Origin of the sequence: Pseudoflavonifractor sp. MSJ-37 (assembly GCF_018917965.1) — a bacterium.
Classification (GTDB): Bacteria; Bacillota; Clostridia; order Oscillospirales; family Oscillospiraceae; genus Pseudoflavonifractor_A.
The window spans coordinates 1003773-1022411 of sequence record NZ_JAHLPP010000001.1 but is presented as its reverse complement, the minus strand read 5'-3'; the positions used below and the strand labels follow the sequence as shown (position 1 = coordinate 1022411).

General features: G+C 63.7%; 19 protein-coding genes. 9 read left to right on the top strand and 10 right to left on the bottom strand.

Annotated elements, in window-relative coordinates:
• The first annotated feature begins 214 nt into the window (after positions 1–214).
• On the top strand, positions 215–1051 hold the full coding sequence (locus KQI12_RS04850) for a hypothetical protein (RefSeq protein WP_216570990.1): 837 nt from the start codon (positions 215–217) through the stop codon (positions 1049–1051).
• A gap of 59 nt (positions 1052–1110) precedes the next feature.
• Here KQI12_RS04850 and KQI12_RS04845 read toward each other — a convergent pair whose 3' ends face one another.
• Positions 1111–2430 (bottom strand): MATE family efflux transporter, encoded by a 1320-nt coding sequence (locus KQI12_RS04845; RefSeq protein WP_216571484.1) that lies wholly within the window; start codon positions 2428–2430, stop codon positions 1111–1113.
• 197 nt (positions 2431–2627) lie between these two features.
• Between KQI12_RS04845 and KQI12_RS04840 the strand changes: the two genes are divergently transcribed.
• Positions 2628–3797: a M20 family metallopeptidase gene (locus KQI12_RS04840; RefSeq protein WP_253290808.1), complete on the top strand. Its 1170-nt coding sequence runs from the start codon at positions 2628–2630 to the stop codon at positions 3795–3797.
• A 128-nt stretch (positions 3798–3925) separates the two neighbouring features.
• Here the strand turns inward: KQI12_RS04840 and KQI12_RS04835 are convergent, their stop codons facing one another.
• Positions 3926–4264 (bottom strand): hypothetical protein, encoded by a 339-nt coding sequence (locus tag KQI12_RS04835; protein ID WP_216570988.1) that lies wholly within the window; start codon positions 4262–4264, stop codon positions 3926–3928.
• A 271-nt stretch (positions 4265–4535) separates the two neighbouring features.
• On the opposite strand from KQI12_RS04835, the gene KQI12_RS04830 reads away from it, so the two are divergent.
• A complete protein-coding gene (locus tag KQI12_RS04830) occupies positions 4536–5177 on the top strand; it encodes a DUF4230 domain-containing protein (RefSeq protein ID WP_216570987.1) in 642 nt (213 codons plus the stop codon).
• 81 nt (positions 5178–5258) lie between these two features.
• Here KQI12_RS04830 and KQI12_RS04825 read toward each other — a convergent pair whose 3' ends face one another.
• Positions 5259–6362 carry a DUF3048 domain-containing protein gene (locus tag KQI12_RS04825; protein ID WP_216570986.1) on the bottom strand — a complete coding sequence of 368 codons (1104 nt, stop codon included), beginning with the start codon at positions 6360–6362 and terminating at the stop codon, positions 5259–5261.
• A gap of 184 nt (positions 6363–6546) precedes the next feature.
• Here KQI12_RS04825 and KQI12_RS04820 point away from each other — a divergent pair, with 184 nt between their 5' ends.
• The 5 genes from KQI12_RS04820 to tsaD all read left to right on the top strand — a co-directional run bounded on the left by KQI12_RS04820 (position 6547) and on the right by tsaD (position 11932).
• Complete coding sequence (locus tag KQI12_RS04820) at positions 6547–7086, top strand: DUF4364 family protein (RefSeq protein ID WP_216570985.1); 540 nt, start codon at positions 6547–6549, stop codon at positions 7084–7086.
• 115 nt (positions 7087–7201) lie between these two features.
• Complete coding sequence (polA, locus tag KQI12_RS04815; RefSeq protein WP_216570984.1) at positions 7202–9850, top strand: DNA polymerase I; 2649 nt, start codon at positions 7202–7204, stop codon at positions 9848–9850.
• A gap of 17 nt (positions 9851–9867) precedes the next feature.
• Positions 9868–10314, top strand: coding sequence for a ribosomal protein S18-alanine N-acetyltransferase (rimI, locus tag KQI12_RS04810; RefSeq protein WP_216570982.1), 447 nt, complete (start codon positions 9868–9870; stop codon positions 10312–10314).
• On the top strand, positions 10311–10925 hold the full coding sequence (locus KQI12_RS04805; RefSeq protein ID WP_216570980.1) for a GNAT family N-acetyltransferase: 615 nt from the start codon (positions 10311–10313) through the stop codon (positions 10923–10925). The genes rimI and KQI12_RS04805 overlap by 4 nt, the downstream gene beginning before the upstream one ends.
• Entirely contained in the window at positions 10922–11932 is a 1011-nt protein-coding gene (gene tsaD / locus KQI12_RS04800; RefSeq protein WP_216570978.1) for a tRNA (adenosine(37)-N6)-threonylcarbamoyltransferase complex transferase subunit TsaD, read from the top strand. The genes KQI12_RS04805 and tsaD overlap by 4 nt, the downstream gene beginning before the upstream one ends.
• Positions 11933–11982: 50 nt before the next feature.
• On the opposite strand, the gene KQI12_RS04795 is transcribed toward tsaD, so the two are convergent.
• Positions 11983–12330, bottom strand: coding sequence for a hypothetical protein (locus tag KQI12_RS04795; protein WP_216570976.1), 348 nt, complete (start codon positions 12328–12330; stop codon positions 11983–11985).
• A 172-nt stretch (positions 12331–12502) separates the two neighbouring features.
• Here KQI12_RS04795 and KQI12_RS04790 point away from each other — a divergent pair, with 172 nt between their 5' ends.
• Complete coding sequence (locus KQI12_RS04790) at positions 12503–12898, top strand: transcriptional repressor (RefSeq protein ID WP_216570974.1); 396 nt, start codon at positions 12503–12505, stop codon at positions 12896–12898.
• A 65-nt stretch (positions 12899–12963) separates the two neighbouring features.
• Here KQI12_RS04790 and mnmA read toward each other — a convergent pair whose 3' ends face one another.
• The 6 genes from mnmA to KQI12_RS04760 form a co-directional block, all read right to left on the bottom strand.
• Positions 12964–14058: a tRNA 2-thiouridine(34) synthase MnmA gene (gene mnmA / locus KQI12_RS04785; RefSeq protein WP_216570972.1), complete on the bottom strand. Its 1095-nt coding sequence runs from the start codon at positions 14056–14058 to the stop codon at positions 12964–12966.
• 20 nt (positions 14059–14078) lie between these two features.
• Positions 14079–15212: a cysteine desulfurase family protein gene (locus KQI12_RS04780; protein ID WP_216570970.1), complete on the bottom strand. Its 1134-nt coding sequence runs from the start codon at positions 15210–15212 to the stop codon at positions 14079–14081.
• The gene (locus KQI12_RS04775; RefSeq protein WP_216570968.1) at positions 15209–15769 is read right to left on the bottom strand and encodes a hydrolase; all 561 of its coding nucleotides are present in this window, start codon (positions 15767–15769) and stop codon (positions 15209–15211) included. The genes KQI12_RS04780 and KQI12_RS04775 overlap by 4 nt, the downstream gene beginning before the upstream one ends.
• Positions 15770–15886: 117 nt before the next feature.
• A complete protein-coding gene (gene sufU, locus KQI12_RS04770; protein WP_216570967.1) occupies positions 15887–16330 on the bottom strand; it encodes a Fe-S cluster assembly sulfur transfer protein SufU in 444 nt (147 codons plus the stop codon).
• Positions 16320–17531, bottom strand: a complete 1212-nt coding sequence (locus KQI12_RS04765; protein ID WP_216570966.1) for an aminotransferase class V-fold PLP-dependent enzyme — start codon at positions 17529–17531, stop codon at positions 16320–16322. The genes sufU and KQI12_RS04765 overlap by 11 nt, the downstream gene beginning before the upstream one ends.
• A complete protein-coding gene (locus tag KQI12_RS04760) occupies positions 17518–18612 on the bottom strand; it encodes a SufD family Fe-S cluster assembly protein (protein WP_216570965.1) in 1095 nt (364 codons plus the stop codon). The genes KQI12_RS04765 and KQI12_RS04760 overlap by 14 nt, the downstream gene beginning before the upstream one ends.
• Between the last annotated feature and the right edge of the window lie 27 nt (positions 18613–18639).

Genomic DNA, 18639 nt, shown 5'->3' with positions numbered 1-18639 from the left:
GTTTTCTTTTGCGCATCAAGGATGTGCCATGGAACGGCAGAAAGAATGGTGAGAGACATGGAGACAGGACCCAGCCAGTATCGAAACTGAGCGGTGAGGGAACGGGGGAGAGCCCCGGGACCTCGCCGTTCTTTTTTTCTCCGGCGCACCGATCGTGCCCCCGGTCCATAAGATGGGGTGGAAGCGATCCGAATAAGCGTCAGGAGGTACCATGATGCCTGAAAAAGTCATCCCCGGTCCGCTCCAAGGGCCAACTGACATCCGGGAGGCCGTCTGCCTCGATACTAGGAAGGTGTATGATTCTTGCCGAGATAAGGACTGCATCGAAGATCTGCGGTTCTATCCCACGCAGGACTCTCAGGCCGCGATCGACCGGGCCATCAGTGTCAAGGCCGGGAAGGCGGAGCTGCTCTATGTGTACATCGATGTGGAGCCCATCGGCTTCGACCGGGGGTTCTACACCGTGGACGTGCGGTACTACTACCGAGTCACGGCGGACGCCTTCATCGGGGCGGTCCGGCCAGTGCCGATCAGCGGACTGTGCGTGTTCGACAAGCGGGTCATCCTCTTCGGCAGTGACAGCGGAGCCAAGGTGTTCACCTCTCAGGTAGCGGAGGAGGGCCCGGACCTCCAGATCCGGAAGAGCAATGTCCCCACCGCTGTGGTGGAGGCCGTAGATCCCATCGTCCTGAGCATGAAGCTGGTGGACGTGTGCGACTGCCGTCCCTGCGACTGCGCCATCTCGGAGATCCCACCCTGCATCTGCGGATGCTTCGGCTGTGACCTGTGCTTTGGAGATCAGGGCAAGCGGATCTATGTGACCCTGGGACAGTTCTCCATCATCCGTCTGGAGCGGGACACCCAGCTCCTCATGCCGGTCTACGATTACTGTGTGCCCGAGAAAGAATGCCCCTGCGGCGGCTCCTGTGGGGACGAAGATCCCTGTGAGCTCTTCCGCCGGGTCAAGTTCCCCATGGAGGAGTTCTTCCCGCCGGACCACGGCGGAGGCCGTCCCTGCTGCCGGGAGGGGGGCGGCGGTCACCCCAACTGAGGGAGAGCGCAGAACGAAGGCGGACGCGGTCAGCCATAGGGCTGGCGGCGTCCGCCGATTCATTTGAGGTACGGGCGGGCCGCCTCCTGTCCCAGCGGACGGTACACGGTCACATACATGGTCAGGATGCAGGCCAGTCCGCCCAGCACATTGGAGATCGGCTCTGCCAGGAACACGCCGTTGACGCCCAGACCAAAGCAGTAGGGGAGGATCAGAGTGAGCGGGGCCACGATGACGGCTTTCCGGAGCAGAGAGAAGAAGATCGCCTGCCGGGACCGGCCCAGACCCACGAAGATGGACTGCCCGATGAACTGGAAGGACATACAGGCGAAGGTGGCGAAGTAGATGCGGAAGGCGGGCACACCGTCCCGGATTAGCTCTGGGTCATCGTTGAAGATCCGGATTAGCAGCTCCGGGAAGGCCAGTGTGCTGAGCCAGACAATCACCGAGTAGATCATGGTGAGCCAGAACACGAAGCGGATGCCCTCCCGGACCCGCCCGTATTCGTTGGCGCCGTAGTTGAAGCCCAGCACCGGCTGACTGCCGCTGGTGATGCCGGAGACCGGCATGGAGATCACCTCGCGGATGGAATTCACCACCGTCATGACGCCTACATACAGGTCGCCGCCCCACTGCTGGAGGGTAGCGTTGCACAGCACCTGTACCAGACTGTTGGTCATGGACATCATGAATCCGGACAGACCGAGGCTCAGGATCTTCCGCACCCGGTCCGCCTGGAGCCGGAGTGCTGCAGGACGGAGCTTCAACAGGCTCTGTTTCCCGGTGAGGAAGAGAAGCACCCATGCCGCCGAACAGGCCTGAGAGAGGATCGTGGCCAGAGCCGCGCCCCGGACGCCCATGCCGAGACCGAAGATGAACACCGGGTCCAGCACGATGTTCACCAATGCTCCCAGCGCCACGGTGCCCATCCCGATCCGGCCAAAGCCCTGGGAATTGATGAAGGGGTTCATGCCCAGACCGATCATCACGAAGAGGGTCCCCAGCAGATAGAGGGCCAGATAACCGTCCGCATAGGGATAGGTCACATCGCTGGCCCCGAAGAGGTAGAGGATCGGCCGCCGGAACCAGAAGCACAGGGCGGTCAGGACCACGCCGAAGAGGATCAGCAGGGTGAAGGAGTTCCCCATGATCGCCTCGGCCTCCTTCTCCTCGCCACGGCCCCGGTGGATGGAGCAGAGGGGCGCGCCGCCCATGCCGCACAGATTGGCGAAGCCCATGAGGATCGAGATGATCGGCAGACACAGGCCCAGACCGGTCAGAGCCAGACGGCCCTCTCCGGGGATCCGGCCGATGTACATCCGGTCCACGATATTGTAGAGGATATTGATGAGCTGAGCCGCCGTCATGGGGAGGGCCATGCTCAGGATGTTGCGGGGGATGCTCCCCCTTGAGAAATCATTTCCAGACTGCACGGTCAGAAAGCACTCCTTTTCCGGTGGTTTTGCCCTTGCAAAAGCCGCCGTGAGAGACTATATTTACCTTATTATAGTACGACACGGCCTGGCCCGCAAGTGGGGCGGGCGCTGTGAGGAAGGCAGGCATCCATATGGTAAATATGATCGAACGGGCGAGAGCGCTCTATCCCATGCTCAAGGAGACCAAGGACGACATCCACCGCCACCCGGAGCTGGCGTTCCATGAGACCCGGACCACCGGCATCATCAAGGACCGTCTCGCGAAGCTGGGGATCGAACAGATCGACATCGGCATGGAGACCGGTGCGGTGGGCTTCCTGCGGGGCGGAAAGCCCGGTCCCACAGTGGCCCTCCGGGCCGACATCGACGCCATCGAGCAGCAGGAGCCCGCCGACAACGGTGTGGTGTCCGAGTACGACGGCGTCATGCACGGCTGTGGCCACGACTTCCATACCACCTGCCTTCTGGGCGCAGCCCAGATGCTGTCCGAACGGCGTGCGGAGCTGTGTGGGAACGTGGTGTTCCTGTTCCAGCCCGCTGAGGAGATCACCGAGGGCGCGGCCGCCATGGTGGCCCACGGCCTGTGGGACAAGCTCCCGGAGCGTCCGGTCCGGATCTTCGGGCTCCATGACCGCCCGGAGATCCCCTGCGGCCAGGTGGCGGTGATCCCCGGCGCCATCATGGCGGGCAAGTCCGATTTTTCCATCACCCTCGCCGGCGTCACCGGCCACTGCGGCTCCCCCCACAAGTGTGTGGACGTGATCGTGGCCGGTGCGGCCATCGTGGACGCGGTCCAGACCATCGTGAGCCGGAACACCGACCCGCTGGAGCCTCTGACCTGTGCCGTGTTCTCCATCAACGCCGGAACGCCGGAGAACTTCGTCCCCGAGACGCTCACCATGACTGGCGATATCCGGGCCCACTCCGATGAGGTCCTCATGGCCACCCGCCAGCGCCTCCAGGAGATGGCGGAGAGCATCGCGGCCTCCTATCGGTGTAAATGTAAGGTGGAGTTCGTCTCCCACATCCCCGTGACCTATAACAAGCCGGAGATGGTGGCTTTGGCCCGGAAGGCCGCCGGCGCGGTGTTCCAGCCGGAGGATATCGTCCAGCCCAAGGGCGGCATGGGATCCGAGGACTTCGCCTTCTTCGGCCAGGACGTGCCCTCCTTCTTCTACTGGCTGGGCACTGGCTTCCCCGGTCAGCCCAACGCCTGCTGGCATAATGAGCACTTCAAGGTAGACGACGATGCCCTGCCTCTGGGCGCCGCGCTCCTGGCGGAGTCCGCTCTGGCCGGTCTGGAGGGCTGATCCGGACCGATCTGCAAAAAGCTGTGCCCCCACTCGCCTCGACAGCGGGGAGAGTGGGGGCACGGCTTCGATCCATCCGGGGATCTGTTCTATTTGCGTCAAGTCCGTTCCGACGACGCGTTCACGATCTATATCCCTAAGATCGTGAACGCGTCGTTCGTTTCAAAACAGCGTGCGGCCCATGGGACCGCTTCCGCGATGATCTCCTGACAAGCGTATCCATCCCTTCGGCTCAGTTCCACGATGCGGTCCCAACGATCCTCCGTGATGATCGTCGTTCCATAAAGATCGAATTCTGGGACTACTTCAAGGATCAGATCGGAAACATGATATTCCTCCCATGTTTCATCGCGGATGCTGATGGAGCTATCGAGCCAGCATCTGCCGTGGTATCTTCCGGCCTGGAATTCCAAATAGCGGCTGCTGTGCGAATCCCTTCGCTGCTCTTCCTGAACGAAATACTTCAAAAGACCACCCTGCTTCCGTGAGTCTGCCGGAGAGACCGTGATCCATGGTGTCCTGCTCTCCTGACCGGCTCATCATACCACAAAACGGCGGAAAAGGATAGGACCGCAGTCCGTCTGGACCGGCCCTTCGGCCCAATCCGATCCTCATGATCTACAAAATGATGACAGATAGTGTCAAATTGCCGCAGGGACTTGCATTTTATTCGTGCCTTCGCTATGATATCCCGCAAGGGGAGACCCTTGTATCTTGAGACAGAAAGGACGGATACATATGCCGATGCGGGAACAGCGGGAGGCGAAGCGGGGCCTCGGACTCAGGGGCCGTCTCATCCTGGTCCTTATCGCGGCCGCGGCGCTGACTGCGGCTTTCCTCCTGGGCGGCATCCTCAGCCGCCGAGAGACCGAGCCCGTCATCACCAGCGAGCTTCTGGGCCAGCAGTTGACGGACATCCAAGAGCTGTCCACCGTGGAATACCACTATACCAATATGGGGAGATTCGAGGATCAGGTGGATTTCTATGGATGGAAGGTGCCATTCACCACCAAGAGCTTCATCGTAGCCTATGACGGGACCATCAAGGCCGGGACCGACCTGTCCGGGATGGACATCCAGGTCAGCGGGGATAGGATCTCCGTGACCCTTCCGGCCCCGGAGATCCTGTCCCACGAGATCGATGAGGACAGCATCCAGGTGTATGACCAGACCCACAACATCTTCAACCAGATCGAGATCAGCGACTACACCGGCTTCACTGCCGACCAGAAGAGCGGGGTAGAGGAGAAAGCCATCGACAATGGCCTCCTCACCGCCGCAAAAGAGCGGAGCGAGGCCGCAGTCAAACATCTCCTCTCCCGCGTGCCTGGCGTGGAGGGCTACGCTGTCTCCGTCACCACTGAGAGAGCGGCAGCCTGACCGGCCGAAACGAACGATGTCCCGCGGGGCGGCTCCTCTGCCGTCTCCGCGGGACATCGTTTTGCGGTCTCCGTATCGGCCTCACTGGATCTGGACATCGCTGTCCAGCGGGACGATGCTCACATAGCTGTGGCCGGCGCCCAGGGTGATGGGCTGTCCGGAGGAGTCGGTATAGCGGAGCGGCCGGTCCCGGCCGGCCTTGCTCCAGCGGATCTCCACGGCCTTGCCGCCGCAGGCGAAATAGCCGGTGCCGCCGCTGGTCAGGTCCACGGTGATTCGGCCCTTATCATCACCGGAGATGGCAGAGCACCGGGTCTTGAGGACCAGTACATTGGTGACGCCCACCTGATTGCCGGTGTTCCCGTCCACATAGGGCTGGCCATATTCACTGACCAGATAGGTCCCGCTGTCCGCATCATAGGTGAACACGCCGGTCTTGACATTGGAGAAGGGTACCGTGACCGTATCGGCGGTGACGCCGTCCTCCGGCGTCCCGTCCTCGGCGAAGGACATCGCATAGGTGTAGCCGCTCTCATGGTCTTTGCGGAAGGAATATCCCTGGAACATTTCGGCGATCGTGGCGCCGGTGGTGATGACGCTGTGTTCATAGCCCATATTCTTCCGGCGGGAGCTGTCCCGCCACATGAGGTTCGAGCCGGGAGAGGAGCCGCAGTAGGGGCCGTTCACTCCGTCCAGAGCGGTGACGCCCCAGGACTTGATCTTGGCGTATGCATCGGGACTGCCACCGGCGTGGATGTACACTGCGTCGTGCCCCAGAGCCAGCTCCAGATAGTAAGGCCGGGAGGAGCGGATCGAGCCGATGGAGCCCGCCTGACTGGGATCCTGATAGACCCCAAGCATCCGGGTGATGCCGCCCTCGGCCAGACATTCGTAGATGATGTCGGCATCGGCCACGCCCAGCTGAGGGAGGGCCCGCTTCAGATTGTTGAGCATGACCGCCACCGGCCGACGGTCGGCGTACTCTTCCGAGATGGGGAGCCCGGTGAGCATGTTCACCGGGCCGGTATAGACCGGCTCCGGGGTGGGCGTGGGAGCGGCCGGAGCGGGCGTGGACACCGGAACGGAATGTTCCGGGGCGGGGGAGGGTCCAGAGGCCGTCCGGCCGCAGGCGGACAGCCCTAGGACGAGGGCGAGGCAGCAGAGGGAGAGTTTGTTCTGATCCATGGTAGAAGTCCTCTCTTTCCTGATGTTCCGACATGATCCGATGGTCCCATGATACCCCCGCGGCAGACGGATGTCAAGGAAGGGCCGGGGTTGCCAAGCGGGGCAAAATACCTTATAATAAAGTCTGCTTATGATAGCTTTGGACGGGCGGTGGAACTGCCCCGTGGAGAAAGGTGGCCCTCCTATGAGCCGTTTAGGATTCATCCGCAACAAGATGGAGATCAAATTCCTGGTGCTGTATATCATGGCACGGGTGGCCTCTCCCATCGACTTCCCGACGCTGACCGAGCTGACCATGTGTGACGAGGGCGTGGATTATTTCGACTTCGCCGAGGCAGTGGCCGAGCTGGTGGACACGGGGCATCTGACTCTGGAGGAGGGGCTCTACGCCATCACGGACAAGGGCCGCCAGAACGGCGAGGCCTGTGAGAGCGAGCTGCCCTATTCCGTGAAGCACAAGTGCAACACCGACCTGGCCCGGGTCAACGGCATCCTGCGGCGGAACGCCCAGGTCCGCACCGAGGTCATCCCCCGGGAGGACGGGAGCCTCACGGCCCGGATGACGCTGGATGACGAGGGCGGCAACATCATGACGATCGAGCTCCTCTGCGTCAATGAGGATCAGGCCGCCCGGCTGTCCAGAGGCTTCCAGGCCAAGCCGGAGCGGGTGTACAATGAGGTCCTGGCCGCCCTGCTGGACAAAGAGGACGGGAAGGACGAATGAGGACCGGGCCGCAGACGACAGGTCTGCGGCCGCGGTCTGTCAGAAAGGACCGATCTGTTTTTCCAGCCGGGCCCCATCTGCGGGCGGAACAGCGGAGAGACACAGGAGGCACGATATGAAGAAACTCATGGTCATCGATGGCAACTCCATCATCAACCGGGCCTTTTACGGGGTGCGGATGCTCACGACCAAGGACGGAACGCCCACCAACGCGGTGTACGGGTTCCTCACCATCCTGTTCAAACTGCTGGATGAGGAGGGGCCGGACGCGCTCTGCGTGACCTTCGACCGGAAGGCTCCCACGTTCCGTCACCTGGCCTATGAGGGCTACAAGGCCCAGCGGAAGGGGATGCCGGATGAGCTGGCCGCCCAGATGCCTGTCCTGAAAGAAGTGCTGGAGGCCATGAACATCTCCCGGTGGGAGCTGGACGGGTGGGAGGCCGACGATCTGATCGGCACCATCGCCCGGAAGGATGCCGCCGCCGGATGGGATACGGTAATCGTCACCGGCGACAAGGACTCTCTCCAGCTGGTGACGGACCGGACCCGGGTGAAGCTGGTCACCACCCGCATGGGCCAGACCACCACGAGGGACATGACACCGGAGTCGTTCCGGGAGGAGTACGGCTTCGACCCGATCCACATCATCGACCTGAAGGCCCTGATGGGAGACTCCAGCGACAATATCCCCGGCGTGAAAGGCATCGGAGAAAAGACCGCCATGGACCTGATCCAACGGTATGGGTCCATCGACGCCATCTATGCCGACCTGTCCGCCGTGGAGGCCAAGCCCAACGTGCTCAAGAAGCTGGGCGAGGGGGAGGAGCAGGCCCGGATGTCCTACGATCTGGCCACGATCCGGTGTGAGGCCCCCATCGACTTCGACCCGGAGCAGGCCCTGCGCCGTCCGCCGGATGAGCAGGCCCTCTATGACCTGTTCCTCAAGCTGGAATTTGCCAAGCTGATCGACAAGCTGGGCCTGTCCGGCCATGGGGCAGTGGAACGGACGGACGGCTTCTCCTGTACCTGCGAGAGCGAGCTCGTGGAAGACCGCGGACGCATGGAAGAACTGCTGGATCGGTTCCGCGACCGGGACCATGTGTCGTTCCTGGCCCTGCCCGACCTGGAGGGCGTGTGCGTGGAGTTCGGTGAGGAGGGCAGCGGCAGGGCAGCGGTGTTCCTGTCCAGCCGCCTGGAATGCTATGGCGAATTCCTGAAGGGCTTCTTCGCCCCGGAGATCCACAAGGTCACACATGACTGCAAGCCCCTGATGAACTATCTGATGGGGGAAGATGTGGACTTCGGCGGCTTCCAGTTCGATACAGCGCTGGCCGCCTATCTGCTCGCGCCCACGGACGGGAGCTATGAGCTGGAGAAGCTGGCCATGAGCTGGTTCAAATTCGAGGCTCCCAAGGCCGCTCTCTATCAAGATCCTGATGCCTTCAGCCCGCTGGCCGACCTGTCCGTTCCACTGGGGGCGTGGACGAGCCACACCGCGCTGGTGGAGGCCCTCTATCAGCGGGAGAAGGACAAGCTGACCGAGTTGGACATGGATCGGCTCTACTACGGCGTGGAGCTTCCCCTGTGCCCGGTGCTGGCCCGGATGGAGCGGGCGGGCGTGCTGGTGGACCGGAAAGCCCTGTCGGCCTTTGGCCAGATGCTGAACGATCGGATCGGCGAGGTCCAGGAGCGGATCTATATCGAGGCGGAGGAGACCTTCAACATCCTGTCCCCCAAGCAGCTGGGGCACATCCTGTTCGAGAAGCTGGGCCTGCCACCGGTGAAAAAGACCAAGACCGGCTATTCCACCAGCGCGGACGTGCTGGAGAAGCTCCGGGGAACCCCCATCGTGGACGACGTGCTGGAGTACCGGCAGTACACCAAGCTCTCCTCCACCTATGTAGAGGGGCTGACCAAGGTGATCGCGCCGGACGGGCGGATCCATACGTCCTTCCAGAACACGGTCACCGCCACAGGGCGGCTCTCCTCCACGGAACCCAATCTCCAGAACATCCCCGTGCGGACGGAGCTGGGAGCCGAGCTGCGGAAGATGTTCGTGCCCGGTCCAGGGAACGTGCTGGTGGACGCGGACTACTCTCAGATCGAGCTGCGGCTTCTGGCCCATATCGCCGGAGACGAGCATATGATCGCCGCGTTCCGAAGCGGGGAGGACATCCACACCATCACCGCCGGACAGGTGTTCGGTGTGCCGCCGGAACTGGTGACGAAGCAGATGCGCTCCGCCGCCAAGGCCGTGAATTTCGGCATCGTGTACGGCATCTCGGCCTTCTCGCTGGCCCAGGACATCGGAGTCACCAACGCTGAGGCCAAGGCCTATATGGAGCGGTACTTTGAACGATATTCCGGCGTCCGGGCTTATATGACTGACATCGTGGAGCGGGCGAAGAAGGACGGCTGGGTCTCTACCCTCATGGGCCGCCGCCGCTGGCTGCCGGAGCTGAAGTCCTCCAACTTCAATCTGCGCTCCTTCGGCGAGCGGGTGGCCCTCAATATGCCCATCCAGGGCACCGCCGCCGACATCATCAAGCTGGCCATGATCCAGGTGGACCGCCGTCTGCGGAGCGAGGGCTTCCGGGGGCGTCTCGTCCTCCAGGTCCACGATGAGCTGATCGTGGAGTGCCCGGAGGAGGAGAGCCAGCGGGTGCAGGCCCTTCTGAAAGAGACCATGGAAGGCGTCGTGTCCCTCTCTGTGCCCCTCACTGCCGACGCCCACGCCGGCAGGAGCTGGGCGGAAGCACATTGATATCAAGGAGGATCGTCATGGACTATCGTTTGGTGCCCATGGACCGGAGCCATCTGGCGGGGATCGCCGCCCTGGAGCGGACCTGCTTCTCTCATCCCTGGAGCGAGGCCATGCTGGAGGAGGAGCTGTACAACGACAGCGCCTGCTTCCTCGTGGCCGAGGGCCCGGAAGGGGAGGTGCTGGGCTACGCGGGGCTCCATGTGGTCCTGGATGAGGGCTATATCGACAACGTGGCGGTGGACCCGGCCTGCCGCCGGCAGGGCATCGCGGACGCTCTGATCGACACGTTCACCCGCTTCGGCGCGGAGAAGCTGGCCTTCCTGACCCTGGAGGTCCGGGAGAGCAACCTGCCCGCCGTGTCTCTCTATGAGAAGCACGGCTTCTATGAGACGGGCCGCCGGAAGGGCTATTACGACGATCCCAAGGAGGACGCGATCCTCATGACCCGGGAGTGGGATCGATGAGCTCCGGACTGGAGCTCTGTCCCCTGAGCCGGCGAAGCCTGCGCCTGGTCTACCGGAGCGAGATGACAGAGGCCTTCCCACGGGCGGAGCGCAAGCCCCTGAGGACGATCCGGGCCATGGTGGAGGCAGGGCTCTGCGACCCGGTGGGCCTTTGGCGGAGCGGGGCCTTGATGGGCTATGCCCTGTCCTGCCCGATCGGAGACGATGTCCTGCTGGACTATCTGGCAGTCTGTGCCCACAAGCGGGGCGAGGGCGTGGGCGGAGCGATGCTGGATCTGCTGGCGGAGCGCTATGCCGGACGTGCGCTCGTCGTAGAGGCGGAGGCGCCGGAGACCGCCCGGAGCCCGGAAGAGCGGGCCCGGCGGGAGCGACGGCTGGGCTTCTATCTGCACCGCGGTTTCCGCCTGCTGGACTATCAGGCCCAGCTCTTCACGGTCCGTTACACCATGCTGGTCCGGGGCGAGGCCGATGAGGCGGCAGTGATGGCCGCCCACCGGGCCTTCTATCAGACCCGGCTCCCGGTGGGGCTGTACCGGCGCTATGTCCAGATCCCGGCCCCTGCCGGACCGGGCGGCAGACGCCCGGAGAGAAAGGAAGAGGAGACATCATGAACATCCTGGCTGTAGAATCCTCCTGCGACGAGACTGCCGTTGCGGTAGTGACCGACGGGCGGACGGTCCGCTCCGATGCGATCGCCTCTCAGGCCGATATGCATGCCCTCTATGGCGGCGTGGTGCCGGAGATCGCTTCCCGCAAGCATGTGGAGGCCATCGCCGCTCTGGCGGACCGGGCTTTGACAGAAGCGGGCATGGGCCGGGGGGACATCGACGCGGTGGCTGTGACCTATGCTCCCGGCCTGATCGGGGCGGTGCTGGTGGGGGTGAACTTCGCCAAGGCGGCGGCCTTCGCGCTGGGGAAGCCTCTGGTACCGGTCCACCATGTGCGGGGCCACATCGCGGCCAACTACATCACCCATCCTGATCTGGAGCCACCCTTCGTGTGCCTCTGCGTGTCCGGTGGAAACACCATGATCGTGGATGTCAAGACCTATACTGATATGGAGATCCTGGGGGCCACCCGGGACGACGCGGCGGGGGAGTGCTTCGACAAGGCCGCCCGGGTGCTGGGCATCGGCTACCCTGGCGGCGCACCGATGGACAAGCTGGCTCAGGGGGGAGATGACAAGGCCTATGATCTGCCCCGGGCCCATGTGGCGGATGCGCCGCTGGATATGTCCTTCTCCGGTCTCAAGACGGCGGTGGTCAATCTGGCCCACAATGCCCGGCAGAAGGGGGAGGAGCTGGATCTGCCCGGACTGGCGGCCTCCTTCGGCGCGGCGGTCAGCGACACGCTGGTCCCGCGGACCATGATGGCGGCCCGGCAGAAGGGCTATGGCAAGATCGCCATCGCTGGCGGTGTGGCGGCGAACAGCCGGATCCGGGCCGACCTGAAAGCGGCCTGCGCCAGGAGCGGAGATCGGCTCTATCTGCCCGCCCTGTCCCTGTGCGGGGACAACGGCGCGATGATCGGCTGCCAGGGCTACTACGAATATCTGGCGGGAAAGCGGGCCGGTATGGAGCTGAACGCCTATGCCACCCGGGATATCAGCCTGGGCTGAATGGAAAAAGACCGGACCTCGTTCAGAGAGGTCCGGTCTTTTTTGGGGGGTCATCGGACAGCGTTTTTGATGCCGTCGGCGATATCCTTCGCGGCGTCGCCCATGCCGTCTGCCATATCTTTCCCGGCATCCATCATGCCGTCGCCAACGTCTTTCGCGGCATCGCCGGCTTTGTCCATGGCGTTTTTGGCGGCGTCGCCCACGTCCTTCGCCGCGTCCGTCCCTGGATGGTCCGATGCTTTGGGTGCGGCGGAGGGCTTCGGGCTGGGGCTCAGGGTCGGCGTAGGCAGTACAGACGTACTGGGCCGCTGAGTCGGCGTGGGCTCGGTCCGCCGGCCGGAACAGCCGGCGGCGGTCAGCGCCAGCGCTAGAGCAAGGATCGTCAGGATCCGTTTCATAGGACAGAGACCTCCTGTGATCGAGTTTGGATGGATCATAGCCATTCGGTCCCAGTATGCCCGGGAAAACAGCGGGACATACCGCAAAAAGCAGGATCTGGCACTTGCGGTCCGGCCAAACTTATGGTATCATGATAACAGTAATGATTACTGGTTTGAAAGGAGGGCCTCGATGAACAGCAAGCGTTATTCCCGACAGCGGGAACTCATCTATGAGACCCTGATCCACACGACGGAGCATCCAACGGCGGAGATGGTCTATCACTGGCTCAAGCCGGAGAACCCCTCTCTGAGCCTTGGGACGGTCTATCGGAACCTGAAGCTGCTGGCTGATGACGGACGGATCGCCCGGATGGCCTTTCCGGTGGAGCGGTACGATGCCAATATCACGCCGCATCCACACTTCCGGTGCGACCGGTGCGGCGCGGTCTATGATATCGACCTGCCCTATGAGAAGGACATCGACCGGGCAGCGGAGGAGGCCAGCGGCCACCAGATCCGGGTCCACGAGGTGCTCTGCCGGGGCGTGTGCGTCAAGTGCCGTAAGGAAGAAACGAGATCGTCCTAGAAAAAACGATACCGCGTCCGAGGTGGAACGTTCCTCCCGGACGCGGTATCGTTTTTGACTGCCTGTCAGCCGTCGTGCTCCGGCAGGGCCCGGAGGATCGTGCCGCCGCCCAGGACCAGGTCGCCCTGGTAGAGGACCACGGCCTGACCAGGGGAGATCCCGCGCTGAGGAGCATCGAAGTCCAGCCGGACCTGACCGTCCTCCAAACGCGTGACAGAGGCGGACTGGACCGCCTGATGATAGCGGACCCGGGCCTCGCCCCGGAGGATCCCATCCTCCGGCGGCGGGACGATCCAGTTCCAGTCATCTGCCAGCAGAGCGGGAGAGAAGAGCGCGGAGGAGGGTCCCACAGTGACGGTGTTGGCCGCCATATCCTTCCCACACACATAGACCGGATGGGGCATGGCCAGCCCAAGTCCCCGGCGCTGACCGATGGTATAGGCAGCGGCGCCCCGGTGGCGGCCCAGCACCTTGCCCTCCTGATCGATCAGATCTCCGTGGGGGTAGGGCTTTCCGTTCCAGCGCTCCAGGAAGGACATATAGTCCCCGTCCGGGACGAAGCAGATGTCCTGACTGTCATGCTTCCGGGCGTTGCAGAAGCCCTGCTCCTCCGCGATGGCCCGGACCTTGGCTTTGGGCAGCTCGCCCAGAGGGAAGAGGGTGTGGGCCAGCTCCTCCTGCGTCATGGAGTAAAGGACGTAGCTCTGGTCCCGGGCGTCCTCTTCCCCAGCCCGGAGGAGCCAGCGGCCGTCCTCCCGGCGGCCGATCACCGCGTAGTGGCCAGTGGCGATGAAGTCGCAGCCCAGCTCCCGGGCCCGCTGGAGCAGGAGGCCAAATTTCAGATACCGGTTGCAGTCGATGCAGGGGTTGGGCGTGCCGCCGGCCTCATAGGTACGGACGAACTTGTCCATGACAGCGGAACGGAATTCCTGAGAGAAGTCCAGCACATAGTAGGGGATGCCCAGCCGGGCGGCCACCGAGCGGGCGTCCTCCACGTCGTCCAGACTACAGCAGGTGTGGCCCTTTGGGATGCCGACGTCGGTGTTCTCATAGAGCCGCATGGTCACGCCCATGCACTCATAGCCCTGCTGCTGGAGCAGATAGGCGGCCACACTGGAATCGACGCCGCCGCTCATGGCGATCAGGACTCGCTTCTTCATAGGGACGGATCCCTCCTTCGTCAGTTCTTCAGTCTGTGGATGAGATCGGAAAGGATCTCGGCAGTGGTGTCGATCTCCGCCTCTGTGTTGGCGGGGGACAGAGAGGATCGGAGGGCCCCCATGGACAGGGGCTCCGGGACATCCATGCTCCGCAGGACATGGCTGGGCTCCAGAGCCCCGGCGGAGCAGGCCGACCCGGCAGAGGCGCAGATCCCGGCCTGGTCCAGCAGGAGCAGGAGGGTGTCCCGCCGGACGCCCTCCACGCAGAGATGCAGGATCCCCGGGAGCCGGGGCTGATCCATCCCGGTGAGATGGACCCCGGGGATCCGGGAGACGGCCTCCGCCAACCGGTCCCGGAGGGCGGCTGTCCGGGCCATGTCCGCCTCCATCGAGGTGTCGGCCTGGAGGAGGGCCGCGGCGAGCCCCACGATCCCGGGCACGTTCTCCGTGCCGGACCGGCGGCCCCGCTCCTGCCCGCCGCCCGGGAGCAGGGGGACCACAGGCAGATCCTCTCGGCAGAGGAGGGCACCAACGCCTTTGGGGCCGTGGAATTTATGGGCAGACAGGGAGAGCAGATCGGCTCCCAGAGCCTCTGCGTCCACGGGGATATGGCCTACGGCCTGTACCGCGTCGGTGTGGAAGAGGATGCCCCGTTCCCGGCAGAGAGCGCCCACCTCAGCGGCTGGCTGGAGGATCCCAGTCTCGTTGTTGGCGGCCATGAGGCTCACCAGACCGGTATCGTCCCGGATGGCGTCTGCCACCTGTTCTGCCCGGATCCGGCCGGAGGGGCCGGGAGAGAGGAACGTCACGGAAAAGCCTTTTTCCGCCAGGTGCTCCAGTCCCCGGAGGACGGCATGGTGTTCGAAGGCGGCGGAGACGATGTGCCGCTTCCCATGCCGTTCTCCCCAGGCCGCGGCGGTGGACAGGGCCAGTGCGTCGGCCTCGGTGCCGCCGGAGGTGAAGCACACCATGCCCCGGCGGGCATGGAGGATCTTGGCAGTCTGGGCCCGGGCCTCGGAGACGGCCTGAGCCGCCCGCTGGCCCGCCCGGTGGAGGCTGGAGGGGTTCCCGTACTGCTCCGTCATCCAGGGGAGCATCGCCTCCAGCGCGGCGGGGGAGAGGGCTGTGGAGGCGGCGTTGTCCAGATAGATCATCCGTCCACGGCGTCGCTGGTCCGCATGGCCTGGATGGTGCGGTCGATCAGCTCCTCCAGCGTCCAGCCCAGCATATCGGCGCCCCGCTCGATGACCTGCCGGGAGCATCCGGCGGCGAACTTCTTGTCCTTGTACTTCTTTTTCACGGACTTGACCTCCAGGTCGCTGACGCTCTTGGAGGGACGCATGATAGCCACCGCGCCGATCAGACCGGTGAGCTCATCAGCGGCATAGAGCACCTTCTCCATCGGATGCTCCGGGGCGATGTCTACCGTGAGGGCATAGCCGTGGCTGGCCACGGCGTGGATCAGACGCTCGTCCACGCCCCGCGCCCGCAGGAGCTCCTGCTCCTTGACGCAGTGCTCCTCGGGCCACTGCTCGAAATCCAGGTCGTGGAGGATGCCCACGACCTGCCAAAAGTCGGCCTCGTCGCCGTAGCCGAGCTCCTGGGCATACCAGCGGAGCACGTCGCCGACGATCCGGCCGTGCTTGAGATGGAACTCTCCTTTGTTATACTCCTCCAGCAGAGAGAGTGCTTCTTCTGGGGTGGGGATCATGATGCGTTCCTCCTAAAACATGAGATGTGGGTCAACAGATATCATACCATATCCGGGACCAGATAAAAAGAGGCGGTGCCCATCCTTTGGCACCGCCTCTTGAACGATAGGACGGCGTTATTCCGTCTTGTCTTTGTCAGAGTCAGAGAGCATATCCTTCATGGTGCCCCAGCCCAGCAGAGCGCATTTCACCCGGGCGGGCATATGGGAGATGTCTTTGAGGGCACCGGCCTCGCCCAACTCCTCCAGTTCCTCGGGACTGCACTGGCTGTGGATCATCTTGTGGAAGAGCTCGGCCAGATGGAGGGCCTCTTCCTTGGTCCGGCCCACCACCAGATCCAGCATGATGTCGGCGGAGGCCTGAGAGATGGCACAGCCGTCGCCCTCGAAGGAGCCATCCACGATCGTGCCGTCCTCTACCTTGAGTTCCAGGACGATGTCGTCTCCACAGGATGGGTTCACGCCCTCCAGCACCAGATCAGCATCCTCCACCCGCTCCTTGTGGAGCGGGTGGAGGTTATGGTCCGTCAGGACCTCATTGTAAAACGCGTCAAAGGCCAAGGCCCATCCGCCTCCTTACTGTTTTCATGGTATCGACGAGCCGGGCCACGTCCTCCTCGGTGTTGTAGAAGGCGATGCTGGCTCTGGCTGAGGACCGGACGCCCAGATGGGCCAGGAGAGGCTGGGCGCAGTGGTGGCCCGCCCGGATGGCCACATGGGCGTCGTCCAGGATCGCGGCGATGTCGTGGGGATGGACCCCGTCTACGGTGAAGCTCAGGATGCCGCAGTGCTCCGCGGGATCCTGACTGCCCAGGATATGGACTCCGAGGATCTGGGACAGACCGTCGAAGGCCAGCTTGGTGAGGGCTTCCTCCCGACCCATGACCTCCTGCCAGCCCACCTGCTCCAGATAGTCGATGGCGGCGGCCAGAGCCACCGCACCGCCGCCGTTGACGGTGCCGGCCTCGAATTTGTGGGGGAGCTCCGCGTAGACCGCGCCCTCCCGGGTGACGGACTCGATCATCTCGCCGCCGGTGAGGAAGGGGGGCATCGCGTCCAGAAGGGCCTTTTTGCCGTACAGCACGCCGATGCCCATGGGGGCCATGAGCTTATGGCCGGAAAAGGCCAGGAAGTCCACATCCAGCGCGGCCACGTCCACCGGCATATGGGGGGCGCTCTGGGCGGCGTCCACCAGCACCACGCCGCCGTTCTGGTGGACCAGACGGATCAGCTCCTCCACCGGAGCGGTGCGGCCCAGTACGTTGGAGACCTGGCCCATGGCGGCCAGCTTGGTATTGGGGCCGACCATAGCCTGGATCCGCTCCAGCGGGAAGGTGCCGTCCGGATCGCACTCCAGGAACCGAAGCGTGGCGCCGGTCCTGCGGGCCACCATCTGCCAGGGCAGGAGGTCGCTGTGGTGTTCGGCGATGGAGACCAGGATCTCGTCGCCGGGCTTCAGCCGCTCCAGACCGTAGCTGTATGCCACCAGATTGATGCTCTCAGTGGTGTTGCGGGTGAAAATGATCTCCTGAGTGCTCCCGGCATGGAGAAACTGACGGACCCGCTCCCGGGCCTTCTCATATTCCTCTGTGGCCTCCACGCCCAGCGCATAGAGCCCCCGCAGGGGATTGGCGTTGAAGCGCTCATAGAATTTCCGCTCTGCCTCCAGCACCGGGACAGGGCGCTGAGCGGTGGCGGCGTTGTCCAGATAGGCGATGTCCCGCTCGTTGAGCAGGGGGAAATCGGCCTTAAAGTCCTTCATGACCGTCCACCTCCGTGTCGATATCAGGGTCGAGGAAGCGCCGGATCCGATCCCGGACCTCCTCCGAGGGGATGAGGGCGCATACAGCATCCAGACGGGCCCGGGCGATCATGTTCTCTGCCGCCTGCCTGGAGATGCCCCGGGAGGCCAGATAGAAGAGGACCTGATCGTCCAGACGGCCGATGGAGGCACCGTGATCGCCCTCCACATCCTCCTCCTGACAGAGGATCAGGGGGATGGTCTGGTTCCGCTGATGTCTGCCCAGCAGGAGCACGTTCTCCTGCTCCATGCCCTTGGCTCCCTGACAGCCTTTGGGGAAGTCGATGGTCCCCCGGAAGAGCTTGGAGGAGCCCTCCTCCAGGATGCTGGCTACGTTCATCTGGCTCCTGGTCTTTTTGCCATGATGGCGGGCCACATAGTTCATGTCCAGCGTATGGCCGCCCTTGACCCGACAGCCGATGTCGGCCTGGAAGGAGCTGCCGTCGCCGTCCAGCTCGGTCTGCACGCCGGCATAGAGATGGCCGGAGCCCAGCTCCAGCTTCACCAGCTCGATCCGGGCGTTGTCCGCGCAGGTCCCGCCGATGTCGCAGACGCAGGCTACATCCGCTCCCAGGAGCTCCGCCACATAGAGACGGACCTGAGCGCCCTCCTCAGCCCGGATGCGGATCTGCACCGCTGCCGTGCCAGAGGCGTCAGCATCGCTCTGGAGCAGAAGGATCGCCGGGAGGATGGCGCCCTTCCCGGCATGGAGGCAGATCCGGTCGGCCCCATCGGCTCGACTGCCATAAGAGCAGCGGATCGCGGCGGGGGACTGGCTCCCGCTGCCATCGGTCTCCAGCAGAGCGGCGGAGACGCCTTCACCCAGCCAGCGGTCCACGTCAGGGCCGCCGCCGGTGGGGATCTGGCTCCAGACCGGATCCATGATCCCGCCGCTCTTCCAGGAGAGGCCGGCGGGGAGGGAGACCGCCTCAGGGCCGCAGCTGGCTGTGGGGGCCGTCAGGTCCAGACGGGTCTCGTTCATCTTCAACTGGTTCCAGGTGCGGACCGGGAGCCGGTCGATCTGGAAACTATTGTTCGTCATCTTGAAAACACCTCTTTCCCGCTCGGC